General features: G+C 54.4%; 19 protein-coding genes and 1 pseudogene. 2 read left to right on the top strand and 18 right to left on the bottom strand.

Annotated elements, in window-relative coordinates; genetic code table 11:
• Positions 1 to 75: 75 nt before the first annotated feature.
• From JI721_RS10435 to JI721_RS10350, 18 genes and pseudogenes are all read right to left on the bottom strand, one after another.
• Positions 76 to 345 (bottom strand): hypothetical protein, encoded by a 270-nt coding sequence (locus tag JI721_RS10435; RefSeq protein ID WP_274454816.1) that lies wholly within the window; start codon positions 343 to 345, stop codon positions 76 to 78.
• Positions 346 to 517: 172 nt separating this feature from the next.
• Positions 518 to 1,321 (bottom strand): enoyl-CoA hydratase/isomerase family protein, encoded by an 804-nt coding sequence (locus tag JI721_RS10430; protein WP_274454815.1) that lies wholly within the window; start codon positions 1,319 to 1,321, stop codon positions 518 to 520.
• A 45-nt stretch (positions 1,322 to 1,366) separates the two neighbouring features.
• Positions 1,367 to 2,875 carry a CoA-binding protein gene (locus JI721_RS10425; protein WP_274454814.1) on the bottom strand — a complete coding sequence of 503 codons (1,509 nt, stop codon included), beginning with the start codon at positions 2,873 to 2,875 and terminating at the stop codon, positions 1,367 to 1,369.
• Positions 2,875 to 4,239, bottom strand: a complete 1,365-nt coding sequence (locus JI721_RS10420; RefSeq protein ID WP_274454813.1) for an MmgE/PrpD family protein — start codon at positions 4,237 to 4,239, stop codon at positions 2,875 to 2,877. The genes JI721_RS10425 and JI721_RS10420 overlap by 1 nt, the downstream gene beginning before the upstream one ends.
• Positions 4,236 to 6,461 (bottom strand): acetate--CoA ligase family protein, encoded by a 2,226-nt coding sequence (locus tag JI721_RS10415; RefSeq protein WP_274454812.1) that lies wholly within the window; start codon positions 6,459 to 6,461, stop codon positions 4,236 to 4,238. The genes JI721_RS10420 and JI721_RS10415 overlap by 4 nt, the downstream gene beginning before the upstream one ends.
• Positions 6,458 to 7,621 (bottom strand): acyl-CoA dehydrogenase family protein, encoded by a 1,164-nt coding sequence (locus JI721_RS10410; RefSeq protein WP_274454811.1) that lies wholly within the window; start codon positions 7,619 to 7,621, stop codon positions 6,458 to 6,460. Before JI721_RS10410 ends, JI721_RS10415 begins: the two co-directional genes overlap by 4 nt.
• Positions 7,611 to 8,405: an IclR family transcriptional regulator gene (locus tag JI721_RS10405; protein WP_274454810.1), complete on the bottom strand. Its 795-nt coding sequence runs from the start codon at positions 8,403 to 8,405 to the stop codon at positions 7,611 to 7,613. The genes JI721_RS10410 and JI721_RS10405 overlap by 11 nt, the downstream gene beginning before the upstream one ends.
• A 274-nt stretch (positions 8,406 to 8,679) precedes the next feature.
• Positions 8,680 to 10,050 carry an APC family permease gene (locus JI721_RS10400; protein WP_274454809.1) on the bottom strand — a complete coding sequence of 457 codons (1,371 nt, stop codon included), beginning with the start codon at positions 10,048 to 10,050 and terminating at the stop codon, positions 8,680 to 8,682.
• A gap of 648 nt (positions 10,051 to 10,698) precedes the next feature.
• Positions 10,699 to 11,864: pseudogene (locus JI721_RS10395) on the bottom strand (FAD-dependent monooxygenase).
• Positions 11,865 to 12,261: 397 nt separating this feature from the next.
• Positions 12,262 to 12,375, bottom strand: a complete 114-nt coding sequence (locus JI721_RS10390) for a hypothetical protein (RefSeq protein WP_274454808.1) — start codon at positions 12,373 to 12,375, stop codon at positions 12,262 to 12,264.
• 293 nt (positions 12,376 to 12,668) lie between these two features.
• Positions 12,669 to 14,012, bottom strand: coding sequence for an IS1380 family transposase (locus JI721_RS10385; protein ID WP_274454807.1), 1,344 nt, complete (start codon positions 14,010 to 14,012; stop codon positions 12,669 to 12,671).
• Between the two features lie 585 nt (positions 14,013 to 14,597).
• On the bottom strand, positions 14,598 to 15,440 hold the full coding sequence (locus JI721_RS10380; protein ID WP_307016781.1) for a thiamine pyrophosphate-dependent enzyme: 843 nt from the start codon (positions 15,438 to 15,440) through the stop codon (positions 14,598 to 14,600).
• Complete coding sequence (locus JI721_RS10375; RefSeq protein ID WP_274454805.1) at positions 15,433 to 15,837, bottom strand: hypothetical protein; 405 nt, start codon at positions 15,835 to 15,837, stop codon at positions 15,433 to 15,435. Before JI721_RS10375 ends, JI721_RS10380 begins: the two co-directional genes overlap by 8 nt.
• Before the next feature lie 15 nt (positions 15,838 to 15,852).
• On the bottom strand, positions 15,853 to 17,133 hold the full coding sequence (locus JI721_RS10370; protein WP_274454804.1) for a 2-oxoacid:acceptor oxidoreductase family protein: 1,281 nt from the start codon (positions 17,131 to 17,133) through the stop codon (positions 15,853 to 15,855).
• A gap of 188 nt (positions 17,134 to 17,321) precedes the next feature.
• Positions 17,322 to 18,578 (bottom strand): MFS transporter, encoded by a 1,257-nt coding sequence (locus JI721_RS10365; protein WP_274454803.1) that lies wholly within the window; start codon positions 18,576 to 18,578, stop codon positions 17,322 to 17,324.
• A gap of 78 nt (positions 18,579 to 18,656) precedes the next feature.
• Positions 18,657 to 19,415, bottom strand: a complete 759-nt coding sequence (locus JI721_RS10360; RefSeq protein ID WP_274457799.1) for an SDR family NAD(P)-dependent oxidoreductase — start codon at positions 19,413 to 19,415, stop codon at positions 18,657 to 18,659.
• A 55-nt stretch (positions 19,416 to 19,470) separates the two neighbouring features.
• On the bottom strand, positions 19,471 to 19,944 hold the full coding sequence (locus JI721_RS10355; RefSeq protein ID WP_274454802.1) for a 2,4'-dihydroxyacetophenone dioxygenase family protein: 474 nt from the start codon (positions 19,942 to 19,944) through the stop codon (positions 19,471 to 19,473).
• A gap of 40 nt (positions 19,945 to 19,984) precedes the next feature.
• Positions 19,985 to 20,506 (bottom strand): 2,4'-dihydroxyacetophenone dioxygenase family protein, encoded by a 522-nt coding sequence (locus JI721_RS10350; protein WP_274454801.1) that lies wholly within the window; start codon positions 20,504 to 20,506, stop codon positions 19,985 to 19,987.
• Positions 20,507 to 20,813: 307 nt separating this feature from the next.
• Here JI721_RS10350 and JI721_RS10345 point away from each other — a divergent pair, with 307 nt between their 5' ends.
• On the top strand, positions 20,814 to 22,760 hold the full coding sequence (locus JI721_RS10345; RefSeq protein WP_274454800.1) for a XylR N-terminal domain-containing protein: 1,947 nt from the start codon (positions 20,814 to 20,816) through the stop codon (positions 22,758 to 22,760).
• Between the two features lie 1,175 nt (positions 22,761 to 23,935).
• Entirely contained in the window at positions 23,936 to 25,120 is a 1,185-nt protein-coding gene (locus JI721_RS10340; protein WP_274454799.1) for a transposase, read from the top strand.
• The last annotated feature ends 283 nt before the right edge of the window (positions 25,121 to 25,403 follow it).

The raw sequence follows: 25,403 nt of genomic DNA, 5'->3' as shown, positions 1-25,403 counted from the left end.
GGGGTGCATCTTCACGGGGAGCAAATTAAATTGTGCGCTGATTTTCTCTGGAAAAAATTCTCGTAACCCGGAAACTCACGCTAGTCGATCCATCATGGGCCCGACCACAAGCCCAAACAACGACGACGCCAAAAAACCGAGACTCAAAATCAATCCACCGACACCAATGCTCATATGCAAATCTTTCAAGATGAGTGGTAAAGCAAGACCTGGCATATTCGAGTCGAATGATGCCAAGAACCATCCGATAAAGGTCATCACCACGACAACACTGACGTACGACGACCTTTTGTACCGAATCCGCCCGACTTGGACGACGTCCTCCTGGAGCTGCTTTACGGACATCTAAGTCCCCTCCTATTCTTCTTATTCCGCCGCAATCACCATCTCAGACGTATTGGGGCCCCCGCCCCCAAACGCATCGGGTGCCGGCAGGCACCACAGGCCAGCCGACCTGGCTTCAATTTCCACGACAACTCAACCCCCGCGAATGGCGTCCCATGCCACCCTTTCCTGTTCAGTGTCCGACATAGTTGCCTTTGCGTTTTTCCGTGAACGCACGCAGCGCTTCTTTCGAATCATCCGTGCTCTGAATGATGCCCATGTGCGAGGAAATGAGGTCCAGTGCCGTTCGAAGGTCGGTTTTCACACTCTGATACACGGCACGCTTTGCGGTCTGCACGACCAGAGGCGACATGGACGCAATGTGATGTGCCAACGCATACGTGAACGACACCAACTTTTCATCGTCAACGGCATGATTGACCATGCCGAGGCGTTCAGCCGTCTCGGCATCAATGAATTCCCCAGTCCACAACAGTTCCAGCGCCTTCGCCGTCCCAACGAGGCGCGGGAGAAAATAGGCGCCGCCGTCGCCCGGTACGAGGCCGACACGGACATACCCTTCACTGAGCTTCGCAGACTTCGCCGCAATGCGCAGATCGCACATCAAGGCCATGTCCAGGCCTGCCCCGACGGCCGTGCCGTTGACCATGGCGATGACCGGCTTGTCAATGGCCTCCAGAGAGAGCGGGATTTTATGGATCCGTTTGAACAGCGTGTGCTTACGGTCGAGCGGGGTCGGGTCTCCACCCTGACCAAGGTTCTCAATCTCTACACCGCTGCAGAACCCTTTTCCGCGGCCAGTCAGCACAATCACGCGGCATTCAGGATCTTCAGCTAATTCATTCAACACCTGCGCCCACTTGTCGATCATCGACATCGTAAATGCATTCAGATGATGCGGCCGGTTCAACACAATTGTGGCCACGTACCCATCCCGTTCGACATACAGTTCCTGCTCATGCGTTTCCTCTGACATTGCAATACCTCCTCTGATTTTGTCGATGGACTTGTACCCATAGACTCAGGTCGCGATATCTGTCGCGGCCGAAGCAACCTCCGGATCGGCCCTGCGGCCGACGTCACGGGTCGATGAAACCGACGCCTCGCTCGACGGGACCCTTCCGCATACCGCTGCTAGCGCGAGCGCCGCCCGTCGAGGTGACGTGAACCAAGGAATGCCAAGTGTCTCGAATTCCATGGTGGCGTCATTGGATGGTGGTGTGTAAGAGAAGACGACGATGGGCTTATCGGATTGCTCAACGGCGTTCCGAAAATCGTGATCGAGGAGCAGTTTATGGTCATATCCAAAGGTTCCGACAATGAGCACCGCGTCGATCTCGTCAGCCGCTACGATCTCCCTCAACACAGGCGCGAACGCGCCATCGTAGATGGCCTGGGCAGTGACGTCAATGGGATTCAGCAAGCTGGCGTACTGCTGGACGTATTTGCGCAGGGAAGCCGTCAGTTCGGGCGTCAGTCGAGGCGTTTGCAGCCCCACCGTTGCGAGCTGGTCCGTCACCCAAATTCCGCCGCCCCCGGACACGGTGACGACGGCGACGCGGCGGCCCGTCGCTGTGCGCAGTCGATGTTTGGACTGGATGACATCGATCACGTCGGAAATATCGGCCAATGGGACGACCCCCGCCGATCGAAACAGGTCCTTGAAATCCAGGTTTTCATCTGGAACTTTACCGGTGTGGGCGGTGACCGCCGGCCGGCCCGCTGCACTTTCCCCCACCTTGATGGCGGCCAGCAGCTTGCCATGCGCATGCGCCAGGGTACAGGCCTCCACGAATGCGGCGGGATCGTTCAATCCTTCCAAAAACATAAAGATGTTTTCCACGTCTGGCTGCGTGGCGAAGTAGCGAACGAAATCGGACAGCTCGAGGTCGATCTCGTTTCCCGTCGTCACTACCGTGTGAATCCCAATCCCGGCGCGCTCCAGGTGATCTGCCACCGCGAAACCGATTCCGCCGCTTTGCGACACGACCGCGGTGGTGCCGGGGCGGAAGCGGGCTCGCTGACGGGCGGGATCGATGACAGGGCTAAACGACAGCGGAAGGTTGCGAGGAACTTGGATGAGTCCTTCAGAGTTCGGACCCATAATTCGGGTGCGAGAACCTTGTGTGGCCCGAAGCAGGTCAGCGGCCATGGCTCGGCCGGTCTCGCCAGCTTCACTGAAGCCAGACGAATAGATGATGACGTGGGGCACCGCCATCGACACGGCCTCTTTGACGACGCCCAGTACCGCCTGACTGGGTACCAAGACGATGGCGAGGTCGGGTGTCTCCGGCAGGTCGGATAAACTGGGGTAACACTTCAGCCCTCCGATTTCCACTCTTCTGGCATTGATCAAGTACAACGTACCCGCGAACTGATAGCCCTGCAAAATATGCAGCATCCGTCCGGAGATTTTCTCCGCATCGCTGGACACACCCACCAATGCGATCGATGTTGGTTTCAGTAACTTCTCCAGAGTGCTCTCCTCCCTTTCGTTGAGCCTGGTCCGGGCGCGCCTCAACAACCGCATCAACGTCCGTCGGCAGCAATGGCAGCGTCCGCTGGACGCAGATTCTTCATCAGCGTCCTGATATCGCCCCCCTTCGCGACGAGATTGATGACCGTTTCCACTCGCGTCGATCCGAGCACTCCCTCCGTTAAATCTGTGAATTTGCGCGCGACCTGTTCTGCAGACAACGGTCGATCCGGTTCACCAAGGGGTACATCTACGCGCACCGACAGAGCCCCTTGCGGCCCGTGGAAATGAACTTCAGCCGGGCGGAGGCGAGGATAGATATTGTTCAAATCCGCTCGTGTGTGGACAGTCACACGCTGCATCTTCTCTTCCCAGCGCGCGGCATTGTCGGGCGCCTGCCGGAAGGCGGCGAGGGGGATGGCGGAGTCTTCCAGCGCGAGCGAGACGGCGAACGGCAAACTCATCTGTGCGTCGAGCATCGAGCGAATGTTGTGACCATGATGGCGGGCTGCGACTTCGTATGTTTCGATTTCGACGTGATCGACCACATCGCCCGACAATCCCTTCGCCTTCGCTTCGAGCACCGCGTCCAAGGCGGCGTGCAAGTGACGGCAGCACGGGTACGGTTTCACGTAACTTTGCGTGATTTGAAATGGGTCGCCGAGGCCGTCGAACACGTGTTCCTTCCACGCTCCCGCATAGGCCTGAAAGAATCCATCGGTCCCTTCAAATACCGATTCGGGTCCTGTGACACCGGACCTTGCCAGTTCAGCACACAACCATCCGTCTCTCGCCGCTCGCCCCGGATGAATCCGCTTACTATCGGCGCCCGTCGCAAGGAATTCGAACAATCCGGCTGCATGACTACCTGCGAGCCCAAGCGCGTGCACCGTTTGCGCCTCATCCAGTTGAAGCATGTGTGCGGCGGCAGCCGCGGCCCCAAACACCCCAGCGATGGCGGTGTTGTGGAACCCGTGCCGCCGGCTGTGCGGATGCATTGCCATACCGATGCGAATCATCACTTCGTAGCCAACGACGGTTGGAACGATGAGATCGTCGGTCGACAGTCCCATCCGCTCACCGAGTGCCAAAACCACCGGAAAGATGACGACCGCTGGATGAAGCGACGCACCGGTGTGCCCGTCGTCGAGTTCCAGACTGTGCGCACTGACCGCATTCACAAACATCGCATCGGCAGCGGAAACCGTGTCCATCCGGCCAAGGATGGAGGATTGCGGCATGGACCCCATTCTGCATAGCGCGTCCAGACTCTGTTCTGTCACACCCTCACTGGCACCCGCCACCGCGGCCCCGAAAAAGTCAAGGAGGTGCAGGCGGAATGCGTTCCTCACCGGATCGCCCAGTCGTTCTTTGCCAAGCGAAGTCGTAAACCTCGCGAGCTGCCCTGCAATCGTCATCCTTGAACACCCCGCCTTCTGGCCTCGGCATACGCTGCCAAACTTGCAAGGCACCGTACCCCTTGTTCTGGCGTCGTGAACACTGGAACTCCGTTGGCCCGATAGACGGACAACGCCTTTGGCGCGATCGACTCCGGTCCCATGCGAACGATGACAACCGGCTTCTCCAAGACACGCATTTGGGCAACGAGGGCATCCGCCATCACAGCTGCCGGCGGGTCCGAATTGGTCGTGAGCACGACGAGCAGGGCGTCGACGTTCGGGTCGTCCACAATGGTTTGGACCACTGGACCAAACGTCTCTGGATGTACGGTGAGCTGCACCGTGACATCCACCGGATTGTGGGCAGCGCCGAAGTCGTCAATGAGTTCGCCCAACCGACGCACCGTACGCTCGGTGAATGCAGGTAACTCCAGGCCCAAGCGCTCCACCTCGTCCGCAACCAGACTGTTCGCCCCGCCGGAGGTGGATACGACACCGATGCGGCGCCCGGACATCTCTTTGTAGCGCGACAAGATACGAAGTGCATCGGAGAATTGCGCAAAGTCTGCTGCGCGAACGATGCCGAGTCGACGGAAGAAGTCGTCGTACAACGCATCTTCCCCCGCGAGCGATCCGGTGTGACTCTCGATGGCCTTCCTCGCCAGCTCCGTCCTCCCTGCCTTCAGCGCCACGATCGGCTTGCCGACCGCCATCGCACGTCTCGCGGCCGCCGCAAATCCGTAAATCTCCCGGATGGTTTCGATGAACAAGCCGATGACCGATGTCGCGTCATCGTCCACCAACGCATCCAGGAAATCTGAGAGGGTGAGATCGGCTTCATTGCCGGTTGTGATCCAGCGGCTGAACCCGATACCGGACTCCCAAAACCGACCGATGAGACAACTCGACAACGCGCCGCTCTGCGACACGACAGCGACGTTTCCCTTCGGCGTTTCTTCCATTTCCAACGTCATGCCGAACGCAAGATAGGTGTCATCCGTCTGACTCACGATGCCCATCGAATTTGGGCCGACCCATCGGACCTCACCTTGCGTGGCGGCCAGTAACCGCTCCTGGCGCTGACGCCCCTCGTCGCCGGTCTCGGCAAATCCCGATGCGTAGACAATGGCGGTGGGAACCTGACACTGCCGGCACTCCGTGAGTACCCGCTCCACCTGGTGGGAAGGTACCGCGACGAGCGCAACATCGACTGGTCCAGGCACTTCAGAGAGTGAAGCGTACCACCCGGGCTGACCGCGATGCTTCGGGTTCACATAGGCGATTTCTCCCGGAAACTTGTGCGCAGTGACGTAGCGTGTGAGCCGGCCTCCAAGCTTCGCTCGTTCTTCCGTGGCGCCAATGATGGCGATATGTTTTGGATGAAAGAACGTCTGAATCAACGCCGACGTGGACGGTGTCGAAGCCTTCTCTGACACCAGTGCCGGATGCTCAGTGGTCGCACCGGCTGTCAATCCGGCGCGGTGATTACGAGCATCCTGGCGATGCGGGGTTACCCCGTCGACCGGATATCCTGAGACCAAATCGTTCGTATATTCAGAAATTCTGGCGTCCGCGATGCCCAGGCCTTTCCCCTCCCCCCAGAAGATGACCGGATTGAGCTCAACTTCGACGAGCCCGGCGTTCGCTTCAAACATCGAACGGAGTGACTTCAGCAGGGTCCAAAGAGCAGCCATATCGAGCTCCGGTGCCTTCCCGCGCCAAGGTTCGAGCCACGGACGGCACGTGCGTAAGGACCGGATCTGATTTACCACATCCTCCTCCGTCAACGGCCACAACCTGTATGCTGTATCGTGAAACGCTTCTGCCTCCGTGCCGCCGCGACCGATGAGCAGGCACAATCCAAACTGCGCATCGCGCCGTACAGCGAGCAACATCTCGGTTCCCCTTGGTAAACACTGTTGCACGCTGAATCGAGGTTCCACCCAGGCAACCGACTCCGATGTACTTGATGCGCCCAATGACATCTCACGGATGGCATCCGCCACGTCGGCAGCTGTACACAAACCAACGCGCACCCCGCCTCCATCAGATTTGTGAATGTCGGTGACCCGTTTCACGACCACGGGATACCCCATTCGATCGGCTGCCGCCACCGCCTCGTCCACGGTATGGACGAGATGCTGTTGCGGAACTGCAATTCCATAGGTGGCGAGCCGCTCCTTCGAAGTCCATTCATCCAACGTACGGATAGAGGGCAAATGCCGCTTCGCCACACTCATCTTCCCGTCTCCTTTCCCGGACGCTCCGGTTTCCCGAGGAGGTGGGTCGCGATTTGATTCCGTTGAATTTCCACGGTGCCGCCAGCAATCATCCAGCCTCTTGTCCTGCGGAACATGTACTGAATCGGACCTTCGGCTGTGTAGCCATAACCGCCGAACATCTGCAGCGCTTCATTCGCGGCGAAGAAACCGGCCTCGTTGCAGGCGAGTTTGGCGAGCGAACAATACGCTGGATTCGGAACACCGCCATTTTTGTCCGCATCTGCAGCCGCCCGGTATAAGAGCATTTTTGCGCTCTCCAACTGCACTTTCATATCGGCGATCTTCCAGCGCAGCCCCTGGAAATCCGCCAGCCGCTGACCAAACTGCCTGCGCTCTTTGAGGTAATCGACGGACAGCGAAAGCGCCTTCTCGCCATACGCTAGAGACCGCGCCGCGTTGCCCAGCCGCTCGATGTTGAAGACGGTGAACAGCTTCTTGAAGCCGTCGTGATCGAGCATCACATAGTCCTTGGGAATCACGCAGTCGTCAAACGACAACATCGCGTACGGCTCGCCGGAGATGAACCGGGAAGTCGCGTTGACGTCGAGTCCCGGCGTGCCGCGCTCGACGATTACGCAGCCAATCCCCCGCGTTCCAGGGCCAAATCGAACCCATACCACCCACAAATCCGCATGGGAACCATTGGTGTTGAACGTCTTGCCCCCGCGGATGACGACTCCGTCGTCCGTATAGGTTGCGGTCGTGGCGATCTCGGTCGTGGCGCTGCCGGCGTTTGGCTCACTCATCCCGACGCTGACGAGCCTTTCGCCCGTGAGCAGTGCCGGGAGAAATCGGGCTTGGATGGCCTCCGTCCCATATGCTGCAATCTGCTGAATCGCACCGAAGTTGGTCGCTTGAATCATATCAGCCGCACGCGGTGCCACTTGTGCCATCGCTTCGATTGCGAGCACAGCGTCCATCAGCGACCCTCCGAGTCCTCCGTGCGACTCGGGTAAACAAATCCCGGTGAGTCCCTGATTGGCGAGAAGCCTGAGATACTTGTGCGGGTACCCTTCGGGCTCCTCCTCCGCATATGCGCCGTCGGCAAAATACCTTTGCCCAAAGGCTGTTACGGATTCCACGAACAACTTCTGCTCGGCCGTTACATCAAAATCCACCGCGAACCATCTCCTGTGCATAAAGTCCCGGCATCCGACTGATGAACCGGGTGAGCTCCGAAGTGACATTCGTTAACAAGGGAAGGTACGTGGTGAAGTTGTCAACGTTCAAATGATCAAGCGGGCCGGAAATGGAGATCGCCCCCGCTGGCTGGCCTTCCCCGTCCAAAATGGGTGAACACAGAGAGGCAATGTTGCGGAAGTGCTCGGCAGACGAGAAGGCCCACTTTTCCTGGCGAATGCGTTCCCAATCGATGCCCTTCGGATCGCGTGCTAGTCCCGGATAGTGCTCCTCGGATTGCGCGAGGATATTGGCCCGTTCGTCGTCTGGCAGCCAAGCGACCAATACATGTCCAGGTGCCCCCACATGTAATGGCAAATGCTGACCAACCCTCACATAGGGTCGATGGTCGGTACGACCGTCTACGCGATCCATGCATACCCGGCTCGCTTGCACACGGATATAGAACGAACTGGTCAACCCGGTCTCATCGGAAAGCCGCTCAATGTGGGGTCGAATTAAATCTCGAAGACTATAGTGATTGAGCGTGTCCACCGCCCAGTACAACAGCCGATTCCCCAGCCGATAGCTGGATTCGCTGCGCACCAGGATGTCCTCTTTCTCAAGCGCATCGAGAATTCGATAGAGTGTCGCCCGAGGCAGCTTGAGTTCTTTTGCCATCGCCGTGACCGAAATCGGATCTTTCGCATCCGTGATGTAGTCGAGTACCATGGCAATTTTCTTAAACACTCGAATGCTATGGTCCGCATATTCCGTCTGCATAACGGGAGTTCACTCCATATTGTGATTTTCGTCTCATGATGTGGACGTTTATCTGCATTATAGTATGTTGATAAGTAGAAATCAATGCGTATTATCTGAACATTTAATCGAAACGACCTGGTGGATGGGGCGACCATGGTGTCGCCCAACATGCAGCCGTTCCACAGCACTTTAGATAAGACAAGCCCTCGGACACAGTCCGGGGCTTGTCTCAAACGCGGTGCAAGGGTATCCATCGTGATCGTCACGCAACGCCGTCATACAACGCGGTCGCTCAATGCACCGGCGACCCACCGGCTTCGTAATGTTTCTGCTCGATGGTGTCCACTTCACTCATCCGTCTTTGATTCATATACAGATAGAAGGGAACACCCGCCAGCATTAACAAAAAGCCGTACATGACGGTCTGTGCACCGGAACCATAAATCGCCCAGCCTGCGTAGAGGAAGCCAAGCAATGGAATCAACGATACTTTGATGAACTTGAGCAGGTTCATCTCTTTCATCTTCTTCATGAGCATAATCTCGGATGCCGCCGTAAAAGCGTACACAGGCAGGTACGACAATGTGGCAAGCAGGGTCACAAAAATGAATGCTGAATTGAAGCTCTTGGTGTAATTCATCAGCAACAAAAGGTTCGCAAGGACGGACCCAATGATCAAAGCCATATAAGGCGTTTGATATTTGGAATGAACTTTGGCGAATGCCTTCGGAAATACGCCATCTTCTCCAGCAGCAAACGCGATGCGCGCGGTCGATAACAACCACCCGATGGTCGTGCCAAGAATGCTGATCACGGCCGCGATCGTGACGACTTTACCAACCCCGCCCCCCAAAAACTGGCTGAGAATATCTGCAATTGGCGCGGAGCTTTGCGCCAAACGGCTGTGACCCATGGCGCCGATGGCGAATACATTGATCGCCATATAGAGCATCGTGGCAATCGATATTCCAAGAATCGTACTGCGCCGGATGTTCCTCTCGGGATTGCGAATTTCTCCGGCAGCAACCGTCGCACTTTCGAGGCCGATGAATGCCCACAGTGTGGAAGACGCTGCACTGGAGGTGGTTCCCAGCCCTTGGCCATGCGGGAACAAGGGGGTCAGGTTTGCACCGTGAAAGTGGATCGCGGCGACGATGATGAAGCCGAGAAACAGGAAAATTTCAAACGCAGTAATCATCGTTTGAATCTTCCCGGCCAACCGCACCCCGAGAATGTTGATGCCGGTAAACACCCATAAAACGACGCTTGTAAAGACGAACCCCACCACATGATTGTTTGTCAGTATTGGGAAAATGGAACCCGCGTAACTCGCGATGGCGATAATGACCGCTACATTGCCAATCCACGATCCGTTCCAGTACAGCCATGCATTCAGGAACCCCGTAAAGTTCCCGAACGCTCGCCGGGAAAACTCATAGGGTCCACCGGTCCTCGGATACTTCGTGCCCAAGTTTGCAAAAGATAATGCCAAGAAGATAGAACCCATCCCAGTTAAAATCCACGCAAGTATGATTGACCCTGGACCTGCTTTCTGAGCCAAGGTTGCTGGAAGCATAAAAATCCCCGAGCCCATCATGTTGCCGGCCACCAGAGCGGTTGCAATGAACAACCCGATGTCTTTCTTCAGTTGTGGCTGCTCCAACTTCGTACATCTCCCTTCGACTGCATGATTATGCAACGAAAGTGACGATCAATTCAACGGTACTTTGTTCCATTAAAGTGATGAAGTGAAAACTGAACGGAACGTGTTGGTGTACGACAAACGCAAAAGGAACCTCGCGGTCAAACTCGCGAGATTCCTTATCCTGCCTGGCTTTTCGACATTGTATGGTGTCGAGGACGGGACTTGAACCCGTACGGTTATCCCACACGCCCCTCAAACGTGCGTTAGTGGGTTAATTCCCGAAAAGCCTTGATATGAATGGGAAAATCGTTGTCATGAAGCGCGCTTGTTGGCTCTATCCACACACGTCCAGACCTTGTACTTCCAATATTTATGCACGCGCAAGTCCAGAAACGTGTGTGCCTCTAGTAGTGTGCGCCTAAGAGGGAGGCTCTAAACATTGAGGATGATTCGTTGGTGCGAAATGCATGCAGGGGAACGTCACGATACGTCTCCTTTACACGGGACTCGGATAAGAAGAAATCGCCGGCTTTCGCCACGGGAATCTGTCGGGAGAATGATAATGGGGACTCATGTTGGACGGACATATCTTCTATCCCCCGAATCAGAATTCGCGCTGCTTATAAGGTACTTAGGACCTCCTTCGGACACGTTGGTACCAGTCGATCAATATTTTCTACTCATCCGCGCGTGATTGACTTTCGGACCGTACGGTCCCTCATCCAACCATTTGCCGAGGCTCGGATTAATAGAAGAAAGACAAGCTGCCAGCTCGCGTTTGGCGTTCATGTACGGCGAACTCCCCTGGAGATGTTCTAGTGCGATCCCGGCACAATCCCTGTTGTACTCTGCCGCGAAGTGCCGCTCCTCGGCCACCGCCAATACGTACTGCGCCGCTTCTTCCCGGCTGGCAGCCTGTCGCGCTTTTGCAATGGCACGTGCAGCCAGCACGGAATCCGGAACGCCCGAGTTGAACCCACGGGCACCAAATGGCGCAAACAAATGCGCGGCTTCGCCCGCCAACAACACACGGCGATTGCCGTCTGTAAAGGTACTAGATACCGCCTGGTGAAAACGGTAGGCGGACACCCAGGTAATGCGGTTGGCATATTTGGGCTCAATCACCCTGGGAATCCACTGCTTTACTCCTTTCACCGTTCCATAGGATTCCTCGTCATCGCCTTCGAACAGCTGCAAATCGATCCGCCAGCCGCCCTTGAATGGAACATACAATACGTTTCGGCCACCCATCGCAGGGTGCTGGTAATGGAAAATCCGTTCAATGGGAAGCGGATGATCCTCGTCCTCTGTCACGTCTACTACGACAAACGTGTCATGCGATCGCGGCCCAACCAGTTCGGCGCCAATCTCCTTGCGCACCGCCGACCGTCTGCCGTCCGCGCCAATGACATATTCCGCTGAGAACTTGTCCCCGTCTTCAGTTCCAATGCTGACGCCGGTCTGTGACGTCGTAAGATTCACTACTGGTTTGCTCCAAAAAAATTCGACGCCTGACGCAACACACCCATCGTATAGGATGCCTTCGATCACGGACTGGTGCAGACTCGTGAAATGGGAGAGTTCTCCGGATGCAGGTGCAGGATAATGTCGGGCGTATGCTTCCTTGCCCGATAGAGCGTCCGTTTGGTCCGCCAAATGATGCCCTTTTCTGCAAACGCAAACCCCAGCCCAGGCTTAATTTCTTCTAGCAGCTTCAGTGTCGCGCTGTGAAAGAAAATTGCCCGACTGCCCGGACGGATGCGATCCTGCGATTCTGCTTCCAGGAGCGCGACCTGTACTCTTTCGTGCCGGAGTGCCAAAGCCGCTACCATTCCAACAGGTCCTGCACCAACCACGAGCGCCTCGCGGTGCTTCGTATCGATTACATGAATCGCCCTTTCTATGGCGCCACGCAGGGACGCCTCTCGAGAATCTTTCCTTATTTCCGGTCAAAAAGGCCGTCAACGCGACAGCGTCTGCGGGCGTTAGCGCATCCGCCCAAACAGCGGGATCTACATCACCCTGTTGTGCAAGCATCGCCCGACAGGCTCTCTTCATACAATGCTATCATCGTTCCCCTCCCAATCCGCTCTGTTCGGTCCGGTAGTGAACATGTCCGTCTGATTCGCTCCGCCTACTCGCCTTCCATCCTCCTCCGCAAGTCATCCGGAATTGGCACCGCCCGGAGCTTCCCCTGCTCATTCACAACCCAGCCGCGCCACTCGTAGCCTACACCGGTCTCCACGTCTCCACGTCGCCGCGGTGCACCGTATGGTCGATACGAAATGACTTTTCGTGGATCTCCGTGATGGTAGAAGTAATGGTGATCTCATCCTCATACATCAACGGTGCCTCGAAGTTGCAGTTTGCACTAAGAATTGGCGTGTTGTTCCAATATAGGAAACATTCTTTGCGTATCAGGTGATGCCATAAGTCCTGTGGCGTTGATGCAGGCTTGGCCAAGTCGTAGTTCATCCTGAATCCGTGACGTCTGTATCGAACTTCTTCGGCCATTGAATTACTTTCGGTGTTTTTGCTGAACGGCAAGATGACACCCACGTGCCTACGCTTCCTGCGAACCCAAATAGACCCCGTGTGAGATTTACGCGGGTATTCTGAGCTATGGCTTTAAACTCTTAACCGAACGCCAAGTACAAGCGCTGGAACACGGCGAACCAGGGATTTCTGCGGCCCAATTTGAGGTATTGACGCCGTGCATGTGTGGTTACCTTGGCGGCCAGCGTTATAAGATTCTGGATCACTGTTCGAATTCTTCGGCGCTGCACCGTATTGTTGTTAAGGGGCGCGTCCTCCCGTTTCAGACTTTCCTGCCCAACAATGCGCAGAAGATTGTAGGCAAGCACCGCGAAGTGAAGAACGAGGTCATTGGTGGCGAATTTGCCGGACGGAAGCCTCTCCACATCGAGATCTGTTTTGATTTCACTGTGGAACTGCTCCATCGTCCCATGAGCATGGTACAAGTCAATCACTACTGAGGCCGCATCGGGCAGTGAGGTCAAATATACGTCGACCTCAATCTCGGGCACAAGCAACATCTGGCCATCCTTGTCGATGGTACGTTCAATCACCTCGAAAACCATCCGAACCGACTTACTGAGCCCCTTCATGGGGGACATAATCGAACCACGATAGACTTTCTTCCCTGGGCGAGATTCGCAACATATGCCGTGATTCTGGGCGGTGTGTAACCATACTTGTGCACTCTCTCGCCGCAGGTTCCGCTTGATGATGAAGTCGGCATGCGTGTCTTCGGAGCGGCAGACAACCAGGTTATCCACGCTGTCGTTCCCGGCATCCATTCGAACCAAAAGAGGCAGAGAGGTGACGCACTTTGCATAACGAATACTTTCGGCCAGAAACTCTGCAGTGCCTTTCTGGCAATGCGTACTGCCTTCCCGAAGATTGACATGCACGCCGTAACCCTCAAGGCCAAGGTAAGCAAAGATGGGGGCGTATCCGTCGTGTCCCTTATAGGTTCTGGACACACCCTGTTTCTTGGTCCCTGAATTGTCAAATGGCGAGACGTCGATATCCAGTGGAACGTAGGGACGCTCCTTGTCCTGCCCTAAACAAACCGGCGAGACGGCCACACCGAAATCGTGGAGGAGAATGGCTGATTCCTCTAGAATGATGGACTCCCAATCGGATTTTGGGGCAGCCATATCAAGGCGTTGACGCAGTGTGGGGCTGGATGGAACGGCGCCAATTTGCAACGCAGCAGAAAAGAATTCATCCTCACGAAACGGCTCAATGTGATCGAAGTCGCTCTTTCCCTGGCAGAGCAAGCCAAGGTAAGAGTAGGCGATGTCACGATTCGATATCTCAGGCGTGCCTACACCAGGCACAACAGTTTGGTTCAAACGTGATCCGAGATTCGTTTTGTCCAGCAACAGTCCAATCAGGGACAGGCCGGAATGCGTGGTGATGGTCTCGTCAGACTGTTCAATGATGAAGCGCAAGAGATCACCTCATAGGTGAAGTTCGGGGAATGCAGAATATCCCCGGATCTCTCCATTTTACTCCATCATTCTACGAATATCTACGTTTTTTGAATACATTCGTCACGGATTCAGGTTCATAGTAATCTTCCATAAAATTTCCTCGCAGCGAGTGCGGCATAGTTCACTCCGCAGTTTGCATCTGCCGTGGTAAACAGGAGGTTGAACGGGCCCTTCGGGCAATGCTCACTGAACGTGATCACGAAGCTGCAGACATTGACGAGACGCGGAGTCGAACGGAGGGTTTCAGACCGATGCTGCAGGTGAGTAGCCCGTTCCCTGGCGTGTTCCGACTGGTATCGCATCGCTCGTTTATATCGCTGGTACGGTACATGGCAAGTTCGGGATTGCAAATCATTCACAGCTCGTCCGTACACGTGGAATGACTAACGCAAGATAAAACAGGTCGTGTGCATTACGCACGGCCGTGCGTGTAATAATTTGGGCTATTGCCAAGGGGGCAGCCGAACATGCCCCCGCTGGCTGTTCGATAACCGGCCCTCTGGCCGGGTTCCAACCGACCTCACTGTCGTTGCAGGCTAATGGCTACTCCTGGTAGCGTTCTAACAAGCCGCGATAGGCGTGTTCGATATCTGCCTGATGGACAGGTAAAACAAAGTCGCCAGAAAACGCACGAACCCGTCTGGAGTAGTCCTCACGGTTCCTGTTGACGAGGATACCAAGCGGACTCCCCTCGCACGAAGCCTGCCATGGCAGTGATTCTTTTACCTCTTCGTCGTATCGATACGTGTTCGCCTTGTACCATTCGTAGGTGTGCACCTTGTCGTACGTGACGCATGGGCTGATCACATTAATGAGCGCGAAGCCCTCGTAATGAATTCCCCTGACAATCAAATCCGTCAACTGCGCCACATCACTTGAGATGCCCTGCGCCAAAAACCCGATTCCCGCCCCAGCAGCGAGCGGTAGAATTTGAATCGGATCCTCCACTGCGCCGTACGGACTCGACGATGATATATATCCGCGCTCGCTGTTCGGCGCCGTTTGACCCTTCGTGTTTCCGTACACCCCGTTATCCATCACGACATAAGTCAGATTGACATTCCGGCGGATGGCGTGGATGAGGTGGTTTAACCCGATTCCGTACCCGTCTCCGTCCCCACCTGCGACAAGCAGGGTGAGATCTGGCGGTGCAATCTTGATTCCGGTTGCAACTGGAAGGGTTCGTCCATGCATGGAGTGAAAGCCGTAGGACCGGAAGTAAGAGGTGATCTTGCCCGAACAACCGATGCCGGACACCAACACTACGTTATGCGGCTCCAAACCCAGATTGATCATGGCGAGCTGCAGCGCGCGCAACACCCCGAAGTCGCCACACCCAGGACACCAAGTCGCTTTTTCGGATGTAAAGTCTTTGACTTCAGGCACGGACACTCACCCCGCTCTCTTGAAAGGCTTCAGCGACCTGTGCCACGATCTCGCGTGGTCGATAAGGCTCACCGTCGTATTTCTGAATTCCGGTTAAATTGCCTAACCCCGTCTCGGCCCGTATAAGTGACAGTAGTTGCCCACTGATGTTTTGATCAATTGCGATACCGAGATCAACAGTGGCCATGGTGTCGCAAAACGCGCCAACGGGAAATGGCTTTAGTGCCCGCAGTTGTATGAACTTGACCGAGCGTCTCGTGGAAGAACGGATTGCATCCAGGGCCTCGACTGCAGCCCCCGTGACGGAGCCGATGCCAATCAACGCGACCTCGGCATTTTCATCTCCATAGACTCTTAAGCCATCGAAAACATCAAACAGGCCCTTTGTCTTGCGCATTCTCTTTTCGTGAATTCAGACACGAGTTGACCGATCCAAAACGTCGATCGTCCCGTCAAACCGATGCTCGTCGCCAGACGTAACATGGATCCCACCTCTTACTCCGGGCCATGCTCGAGGTGATATACCAGACGGCGTATCTCGATAACGATGATAGGATTCGCCGAGGGAACTCACTTGCAGCTCACCTAGGACTTCACCGCGGTCGATATACACGTCACCTAACGTGATGGGCGGTATCGTTTGTTTGCGCAGTGAGAGATCCTGGTCGTACAACACGAAGACCGGACATTGGAAGCGGTCCGCCAAGTTAAACGCCATCCAACCGTTGTGAAAACAGTCTTGAACTGTTCCAGGTGTAATCACAATTCCCGGGATGTCGCCGTGTCCAGCGTACACAACGTGGTGAATGTCCCCTTGCTCGTGCTTTGTGGGCTGGCCAGCTGAAGGACCTGGACGCTGTACATCAACCACAACCACGGGCGTTTCGGTCATTCCAGCTAGCCCAAATGACTCAGTCATTAGTGAAATACCCGGTCCCGACGTTGCGGTCATGCCACGAATACCAGCATAGTTATCGCCTATCACCATGCAAAGGGCCGCAATTTCGTCCTCTGTTTGCACGACATGCCCGCCGAATTTTGGAAGATGTTTGGCCATCCACTCGAGCACTGGCGTTGCAGGCGTGATCGGGTAACCTGCGAAAAACCTGCACCCGCCGACAAGGGCTCCCGGTGATATAGCATCATTTCCCGTCATCAACATCGTGTTCGTGGCATTGGCATCACTGTTTTGTCTGGCCGGGATGGCTACCCTCCGTCTGTCGAGGTCAACATAGGACGATATGCGCTGAAATCCCAACTCAACCGCTCGGAGATTTGTCTCCATCACCTTTGGGCCCTTAGCGGAGAAGAGCTTCGTAACTTCATCTGCGACAACGTCAATTGGGATACCCGTCAACCAGCAAGTAGCCCCGAGAACGATCATGTTCTTTGCGAGCCTAGAGCCCGTTTCCTGAGCCAACCCAGTGACCGGAAACTCGGAAAAAATCCATTTTGTTGTCTTTCCGGACGACACCCCTCGTCGTATTAGCCCGTCCTCAGCAATCTCGCCCGGGTCCCAGTCACTGCTGGTGCCGTCGCTTGACAGCACAAATGCGAGGTCGACCGTGTCTGCCCGACATGCAACAGGGGTTGTGCTGGTTCGAACCTCAAAGGCCGAACTTCCTCTCTTGATAATGGCAGGGAAGGTACGAAAAGTGTTAGAATGGTATCCTAAACGGCGGGCTACGGACACGAGAATTTCTCCTGATGTGTCGATTCCCTCACCTGTCTTCCCAATAACCTTCCACGTCAGGCTATGTGTGTGCATCGTGTCCCTCCAATAAAGTTAATTCCCGGTACAAAGAGGTGCCTTAAGGAAAGGGGCATGTCGCCAATCCTGACATGCCCCGGAATTAACACCCAAAGAGCGGACCACACGACTTATGCCATTTCTACATCCGTATCAGGCACGTTGGATTGGTCGGTCTGGAAGCGCGGTGAAGTTTCCACCATCGGTATGGCAGCGATTGCCATGAGTGCGGCTCCTCCGGCCGCGATCCACATCGCCGCGCCAAGTCCAGCGTGGTTTGCTACGGCTCCGGCAATTGCGGGGGCAGCCGTACCGCCAAACAGCTCGCCGGCCATTGTCGGCAACCCAATTGCAGTCGCAGCGAGTGCGGGCGACACGCTCTCCGACGGAATGAGAACAAGGTTCAGGTCTGCACAACCGTTACCACACCAAGTTAACAGAAAAAGCAAAGCTGCGAGGTACGGTGAGTGCCCCAGGTACAGGCAGGCGATAGGCACGACAGCGCTCGCGAAGCCGAACAGCAACAATGCCGCCTTGCGTCCAATTCGGTCCGAAATCCATGGAACGCCGAAGCCCCAAAGGAATGACCCGACGCCTCCCGCTCCAAGTACAAAACCAGCCGTAGTGACACGCTCATGGGCCACCTGGGTAAGGTACAGAGGAGCAAAAGAACTCAGAACGAATAGCCAAATCATGAAACCAATAGCAGATAAGCAAGAAAGCCAGACGTTGCGTTGTTTGAGTACAACAGAGATCGGTGCCTTCTTCTGCTTGACAGCCGGTTGGAGCGATGCCGTCAAGGCCGCTCTGCGAGGCTCACGCATGAAGCGAATGAGAATTAGCCCCAGGATGATTCCTGGTATACCTGCGACAAAAAACGCGGTCTGCCAACCGAAGTGTGCGGCAATCTGAGTGGCCAGAATCGGGGCTGCAGCCAACCCCACTAGACCGCTTGCGCTTTGCACAAAGCCGGTGTTACGCCCGCGGCTCTTTTTGGGTGACTCTGCGCCAATTGTCGCCATGATCGTCGACCAGGTTGGGCCTTCTGTAACCCCCATGACCCCACGCACGACGAACAACTGGCCGAAACTCCGGACCAACCCAGACACCCACGACAGTATCGAAAATAAGAACACCGCGGGCAACAGTACCGGTCTTCTCCCCACCCGGTCAGACACATTTCCGAACAGGAAGGACGAAATGGCCCATGTGACGGCGAGTGCGGAGGCCAACAGGCCAATTTGCCCGGGGTTCATGTGCAGTGATTTGACGAGGAACGGTCCTAGATAGAGAACTGTCATACGGTCAAGAAAGACAAATCCCCACGTGAGAAAAAGCAGTATCATCAACCAATTCAGATATCTATGGTTGGTTTCTCCGTTTTCCATACCCTTGGTCACCCCCATATGGATACACAATTATTAAAGTCACTAACAAAAGTCTGGACTGCTTAAGATTGAGTTCAGCTAACTGCTCATCCCTCCATCCACCACCAGCATGGTGCCAGTCGTAAAGTTGCTCAACTCAGACGCCAGATACAACACAGAGCGCGCTACTTCGGACGGACTCGCGTGTCGTCCCAGCGGTGTGAGGCTGTCAAAAAACTGTGTGGCATCCCTCCCTATGACCTGTGTCAAATTGGCTTCAATCTGAGACTGAAATTCGTTTGCAACCGGCCCAGGGTGAATCGTGTTGACGCGGATTTTTCGCGGTGCAACTTCTTTGGCGACTGAGCGCATGAGTCCGACTTGTGCATGTTTCGCAGTCACGTACGCTCCAGCACCGGCATCCCCACGCAGCCCTGCCACACTTGATGTGATAATGACACTGCCGCCGTCGTTCATCACCGGGAGTCCATACTTACAAACGTAAAACGCTCCCTTGACGTGAACGGCGTACACAGCATCAAACTCATCGTCAGCAAGCTCGGTAACAGGTGCAATCACGCCGGAATTACCGGCGTTGCTGAAGATGACATCTACCTTACCCCATCTCGATTCAACCTCCTCAAAGCACTTGCGAACGTCCGTTGCCGAAGTGACGTCCGCCTTCCTCGATATCACGGTGTTGGTATCTAGTTCCCGTGTGCAGTGCCGCAGAGCTGTGTCGTCCACATCGATCAGCATCACTTTAGCGCCCTCTTGAAGAAACAAACGGCAAGTTTCCTGCCCGATGCTCCCCGCGCCTCCTGTAATCACACAGACCTTGTCGCGTAAAAGATTCATACTGTCTGTCACACCCCGTTCGTCCTTATCAAGCCTGCTGCACGGCAGCCCTGCGTCAGTCGAACCGGGTAATATCGACAGGCTCGATTCCGTTGGCGCTGCAAAAGTCATGGTACCGCTTCAACATCGTTTGCCAGTTGTCCATGTCCAACTTGTTCCCATCGTCGTCGCGAAATTCTAAGCTCCCTTCAATGATCGCGAAGACAATCGTGTCCTCTTTACCGACCATCCGCGGGGAGTGCGTCGACCCAGACAGCTCGTAAATGACGTCTCCGGGTTTGGCAACCCATCCCTCGTCGTACGTCCATTCACCCTGCACCGTGTAAACAATGACGGTGCCAGAGTGAAAGTGCACCGGAAGAGCGGTACCTGGGCGAGATTTGATAAACAGCACCATCTGGCCACTAATTGGATTCAACTTGCACAACTTCAGCCAATGTCCAGGCACCCACTCGAACCAGGGCATGCGTTCCGAATCCACATAGCTTGCGAACACCTCATATGGTTTTGCCACCTTTGAACCAGTCACTTGTATACCTCCCTTGTAGCGAGATCACGTAGCAATTCACTTACAGGAAAAGTCGTTCATTGACGGGAATCCCATGTTCTCGGCAATAGCTGATGTAGTGATCGATGAACCAAAACACGTCCACGATTTCCGTGATATGTTCACGGTCGTCCAAGAACTCTAGTGAACCATTCAGCCAAAAGACCGTCTTCATTCCTTGGTCCGATACGAGCGTATGAGCCCGACCCGGGCTCTCCCGAATGAAATCCCCTACATTTGCTACCCAGTCATACTCTTGGTATCGCCAACTGCCCTCTACCACGTACCCTGAAACAGGCCCTCTGTGGCGGTGTTTGCCGAGTACGCCGCCCGACCCTACCCAAAGCACATTTGCGGCAGAGTTGTTGCGGACGTCAAAAGTGAGGTGCCGAATCCAAACGTTTTCGCCCCAAGGCACCCACGGAGAGATCTGCTCCGAACCTCCGATATATCCCTCCTCCCGGGCATAAACGTCACGAACAAGGTCCACTCTCTGCTCGACTTGTACGTAAGGTGCTAGCAAAGTCTGGTTTTCCTGTGACACGCATATCCCTCCGTCAGTACAAAAGTCCTTTCACTGAGAGCACCAGACTCAATATCCGCTAGTGGAGTCACCAGTGGCAGCCCAACTTGCGTCTACCAAGCTAAACTCTGAACACTCAGTGATTGCTCTTACACAATATTTAAAATAATATCGTAACAGTTGTATATATAACGAATAGCCAAAAACTTAAGTATATTTTGCTCATTTCGTTAGACACAATAGCTAATATTCATCTTATTTTTGACTAATCTAAACAAACAGTCGTGAACTGAGAAGTGTTAAGTACTCGTGACAGGAAGTGATCCCGTTGATTGAGAGCACACAACTGGAAGAGTTGATCTCCTTTGACCCCCAGTCCCGTAAAATTTTCCTTAACGATAAGCGAGTTGTGCTTATGGACGCTGATTCCTTAGGGACATTGCGCAGAGACCTGATTGCTGCCCTCGGGATTGACCGAGCCAAGGGATTTTTACTCCGCTACGGGTGGAATTGTGGAGAAAATGCTGCCAAGACGTTCCGGTCCTTTCTACCCAGTGGTTCCGAGATGGACTGGATGTACGCTGGCCCTGCAATTCACGAAATGACGGGAAATGTGGCAGTGGAACTTACAAACCTCAAGTTCAATCCAGATACGAAGGAGTACGCTGCCGAAGGATACTGGCGTCACTCCTATGAAGCAGAGCAACATATTACACACTTCGGGATCCACCACGAACCAGTTTGTTTCACACTGTCTGGTTTCGGAGGAGGCTATGTCAGTGCTCATATCGGACGAAAGGTTATCTTTAGAGAGGTAGAGTGTGTCGGAAAGGGAGATCCACATTGTAGGTGGGTTGCCAAGCCCATTGAAGATTGGGATGACGACATCCAAAGCGAAGTTGGCTACTACGAGGAGGAAAACCTCGCCCAAGAACTCGATCGCGCGTATCTGCGGATCGAGAAGCAAAAGGAAATGCTCGAGCGTGCGCTTACCATCAACGAGGAACTCTCCAAAATTCTCCTAAGGCAAGAGGGCTGGTTATCGATCATTTCGATCCTGGGGAAGAATCTTCATACCACTGTCATTATCGAAGACAAGGAGTTTCGCCTGGTAGAGTCGACGGGGGTATACCGAGAGCACGAGCTGTCCAGGTTGCTCCGTCATGGAGGTCCGTACCGGGCACTGGCTGTACGGCTGGTGGAACAAAAGCGAACCGTGCGAGTCTCCGTCCCAGAGGAATTTGGTTGGCGACACGAACGCCTCATGTCCCCGATCATCGTCAATAATGAGGTTGTCGCGTACATCTCACTGATCAAAGAGGAAGGTGACTTTGAGGAACTGGAGCTCATTTCTCTGGAACGCGCATCGACGAGTTGCGCCATCCAACTCCTGAACGAACGCGCAGTGATTGAGGCAGAGCAGAGAGTAAAGGGGCAACTGTTAGATGAGTTACTTACAGACGGAGCAAACCTAGAAAGTTTGGCTTACCGAATCAGGCGCATGGGATACGATCTTACTCGCCCGCATTACGTATTCGTTTTTGCTATGGATCAACCTCCCGAAAAATCGACCGCCAGCCGGACGCGGACGGGTGACGTTATCAACCCTGTGGCTTGGGATCAGCACCTTAGTGACATAAGGAAAAAATTGGAGGGAAATTTGTTTTCACAGATCCGGAACTTCGGCGAGTCAACGCTTGTCTCAAGCAGACTAAACCATCTTGTGGCCCTTGTATCCCTTGATATGCTGGATAAGCTTCATATAGATGCTGCAGCCTTCGGTCAAATGCTGACAAAAAACGTGTTTCGAGAGTTTTCCAATCTTAGAGTGAGATTGGGTATAAGTTCCTTGTGTGGTGGCCTCGCGGACTACAGACGAGGCCATGAGGAATCAAAGAAAGCTCTCCGGTTCACCGGCATGAAGAAAGATCCGCCGGCTATTGTGCAGTTTGATGATTTAGGGTTTGTAGCGCGTCTGTCGAATGGGGAAAATACGGCGAATTTGCACCAATTTGCGGATGAAATTTTGGGTAAACTGCTAGCTTACGACAAAGAACACGGGACGGAGCTGTTGACCACACTGCACTACTTTTTCGAGCACCAGGGAAATGTGTTAAAGACGTCTCGCGCTATGACGATGTCCGCTGGGTCCATCAAGTATCGCTTAAGACGCGCTGAAGAGATTACCGGTCTGGACCTGAGTCAATCCAAAGACTTCTTCGACGCTTACTTAGCACTGGATACCCTCATGTTTCTAGGTGAGGTGGAACTATAATCCCAGCCACTGATAGAGCAGCTATAGCCGTGCACTGCCCCCCTACGCAACTGCCGCGGCCGTAGTGGTTATATGTACGTCTCAACTTCTCGTATCGTGGTAAAGTGTCCGTCTGAGGCTCGCGTTTACTAATCGTCCACTCACGTTTACCAACCATAGTGATCAAAAAAAAAACTCAACACACACGAACACCTGCCTAAACGTGTGTGAAACGACAAAAGATCCGTTAAGCCCTAATACACAGGAAGCAGCGTAATCGTCCATCCCCCACTTTTCTATCCGAACGATACACGTGTACCGTTTTCGAGACGTGCGCAGCCACTTTGCCGAGACGCATACGACTTAGAACGTGTGACCACGCACGTCTCGAGCAGATATATAGAAAGATTTTGGCCCCACCATCTGGTGGTGAACCCCTCTCTAAATTACGAGAAACCCATGCTGTATCAATAAATTTCGGTTTCACCGGCCCCTGCACCATGTACCAGGACCACCACACACTCCACAATAACGTGTGCGCCAATTTTTGCCCCCGAAACGAAAAAAGGAACCTCGCCGTCAAACTCGCGAGATTCCCTGTCCTGCTTGGCTTTTCGCCACTGTATGGTGTCGAGGACGGGACTTGAACCCGTACGGTTATCCCACATGCCCCTTAAACGTGCGCTAGTGGGTAAAATCCCGAAAAGCCTTGATATGACAGGTGAAATCTTCAATTCCAACCACGCATTTGGCTCCATTCGCACATGTCCAGTACTCGATCTTCCAGTTGTGCTGGACGCGCAAGTCCAGAAACGTGTGTCCTCTAATAGTGTGCGCCTCATGGACTGAACTTATATACGAGGGAGCAGGTTTTTGTGTTATTGATAACCAACCTGTGCACATTCTGTCCATGATGATAACGCGTTCTACTGTCACTCTTGCCCCCATCAATGTGTACTGCAGACCTCTTTATTCGCGATGATGCTTAATTACTTAAGCTTACTCATGGGACTTAATGGGCATACCTGGAACACGTCCTAGCTTGATTGTAATTGTACGATTGAAAATGTGTCAAGAACGCGCGATCACTCAGCTAAAATCTTACCGAAAGGGTATTGGCTCACTCACACAGAAACCTTACCGAAGGGATCGTTGTGCGGATGTCAATGCAAAGTCGGCGAGAGTATCTGAGTACAATGCGCGTTCGCTACCTCAGGGCTAGCACCAGGCAAGAGAAATCGCAGATTCTAGACGAACTGGAGCAGACCCTGGGTTATGTCCGCAAGTATGCAATTGCCGCTATGAAACCCAAACCCGAACACGACAGGCCGCCCGCAAAGCGCACTCGCCCTCTTCAATATCTTGAGGCTATGCCCGTGGTTCAGGTGGTTTGGGAAGCGCTCGACTATCCTTGCGCTGAACGTCTGCACCCTGTTCTGGTGAACACTGCCGTGCAGTTGGCCAACCACGATGAGCTCAAGCTCACACCGGAGATTATGCGCGACCTGAAGCAGATTAGCCGCGCCACGCTAGCCCGTCGAATCGCCAAATGGGCGCGTCCCGGCGCGAAACACATTCCTGCTGATAAACGACCATCCGCGCATCTGCGTTCAGAAATCCCGGTGGAGCGCTATGAGTGGGACGAAGGCAGGCCTGGTGCACTGGAAATCGACCTGGTCGAGCATAACGGTGGCTCGTCTCTGGGCCACTTCGCCTACACACTCTCGGTCGTCGATGTAGTGACAGGATACAGCCGACGTCTTGCTGTGCTAGGCCGGGGCCATGCCGGGGTAAAGGCTGCATTGGAACGTATACTGGCTGAATGGCCGTACCCGGTGTGGGGCATCCACAGTGACAATGGTAGTGAATTTATCAATGGCCACCTGATTCGCTTTACGAAAGCCAATAGCTTGGCGTTTACCAGAAGCCGGCCTTACAAGAAGAACGATAATGCTCACGTGGAGCAAAAGAATCGATTCCTGGTACGCGAAATCGTCGGGTACGACCGGTACGACACGCCTGAGCATGTTGCGTGGCTAAACACCGTCTACGCGTGGCTCGACGTGTACGCTAACGCGTGCTTGCCAATGCGTAAGGTCGTCGAAAAGAAACGTGAAGGCAGTCACGTACGGAAGAAGTACGACATTGCCCAGACGCCTTTGAAGCGGGCTATGGAGGCTAATGTCGTCCCGGAAGACAGTAAGCAACACTGGGCTCAATGGGCCGAGTCCCTCAACCCGCTTCAGCTACATAGGCAGCTGGTTACGCTCTTGGCGCAAGGTCCAGAGGGAGACAACGTCACCCCATCGCCCCTGCCCGCACCAGCTCCGTGGGGTGAAGACAAAGAAAGCCGACCAAACGGAACTCAGGGGGCCCACTGAAGACGGAGAGAACTGCCTGTGGATTTGATGGATAACTCTTCGAGTTACCCACAACCTCCACAGGCACCACACAGGGGAAGCCGCTTCGCTCCTCCCCTCTGGCCTCCGGCCATTCACCCCTCCCACTCCTCCTGCAAAGGGATAAGGATTGGGTTAGATTTTTAAATGAGTTAGCCATTTCTCTTCGGTAAGATTTTTACGTGAGTTGACACGGAACGGTTTGAAATTCCCCAAAAACAGCGCTGCTACTTTCCCCAAAAACAGCGGTGCCCGATTCCTCAAA

This window comes from Alicyclobacillus cycloheptanicus, from assembly GCF_028751525.1.
Classification (GTDB): Bacteria; Bacillota; Bacilli; order Alicyclobacillales; family Alicyclobacillaceae; genus Alicyclobacillus_L; species Alicyclobacillus_L cycloheptanicus.
Note: the sequence above shows the minus strand (reverse complement) of the source record. Positions and strands in the feature narration are given on the sequence as shown.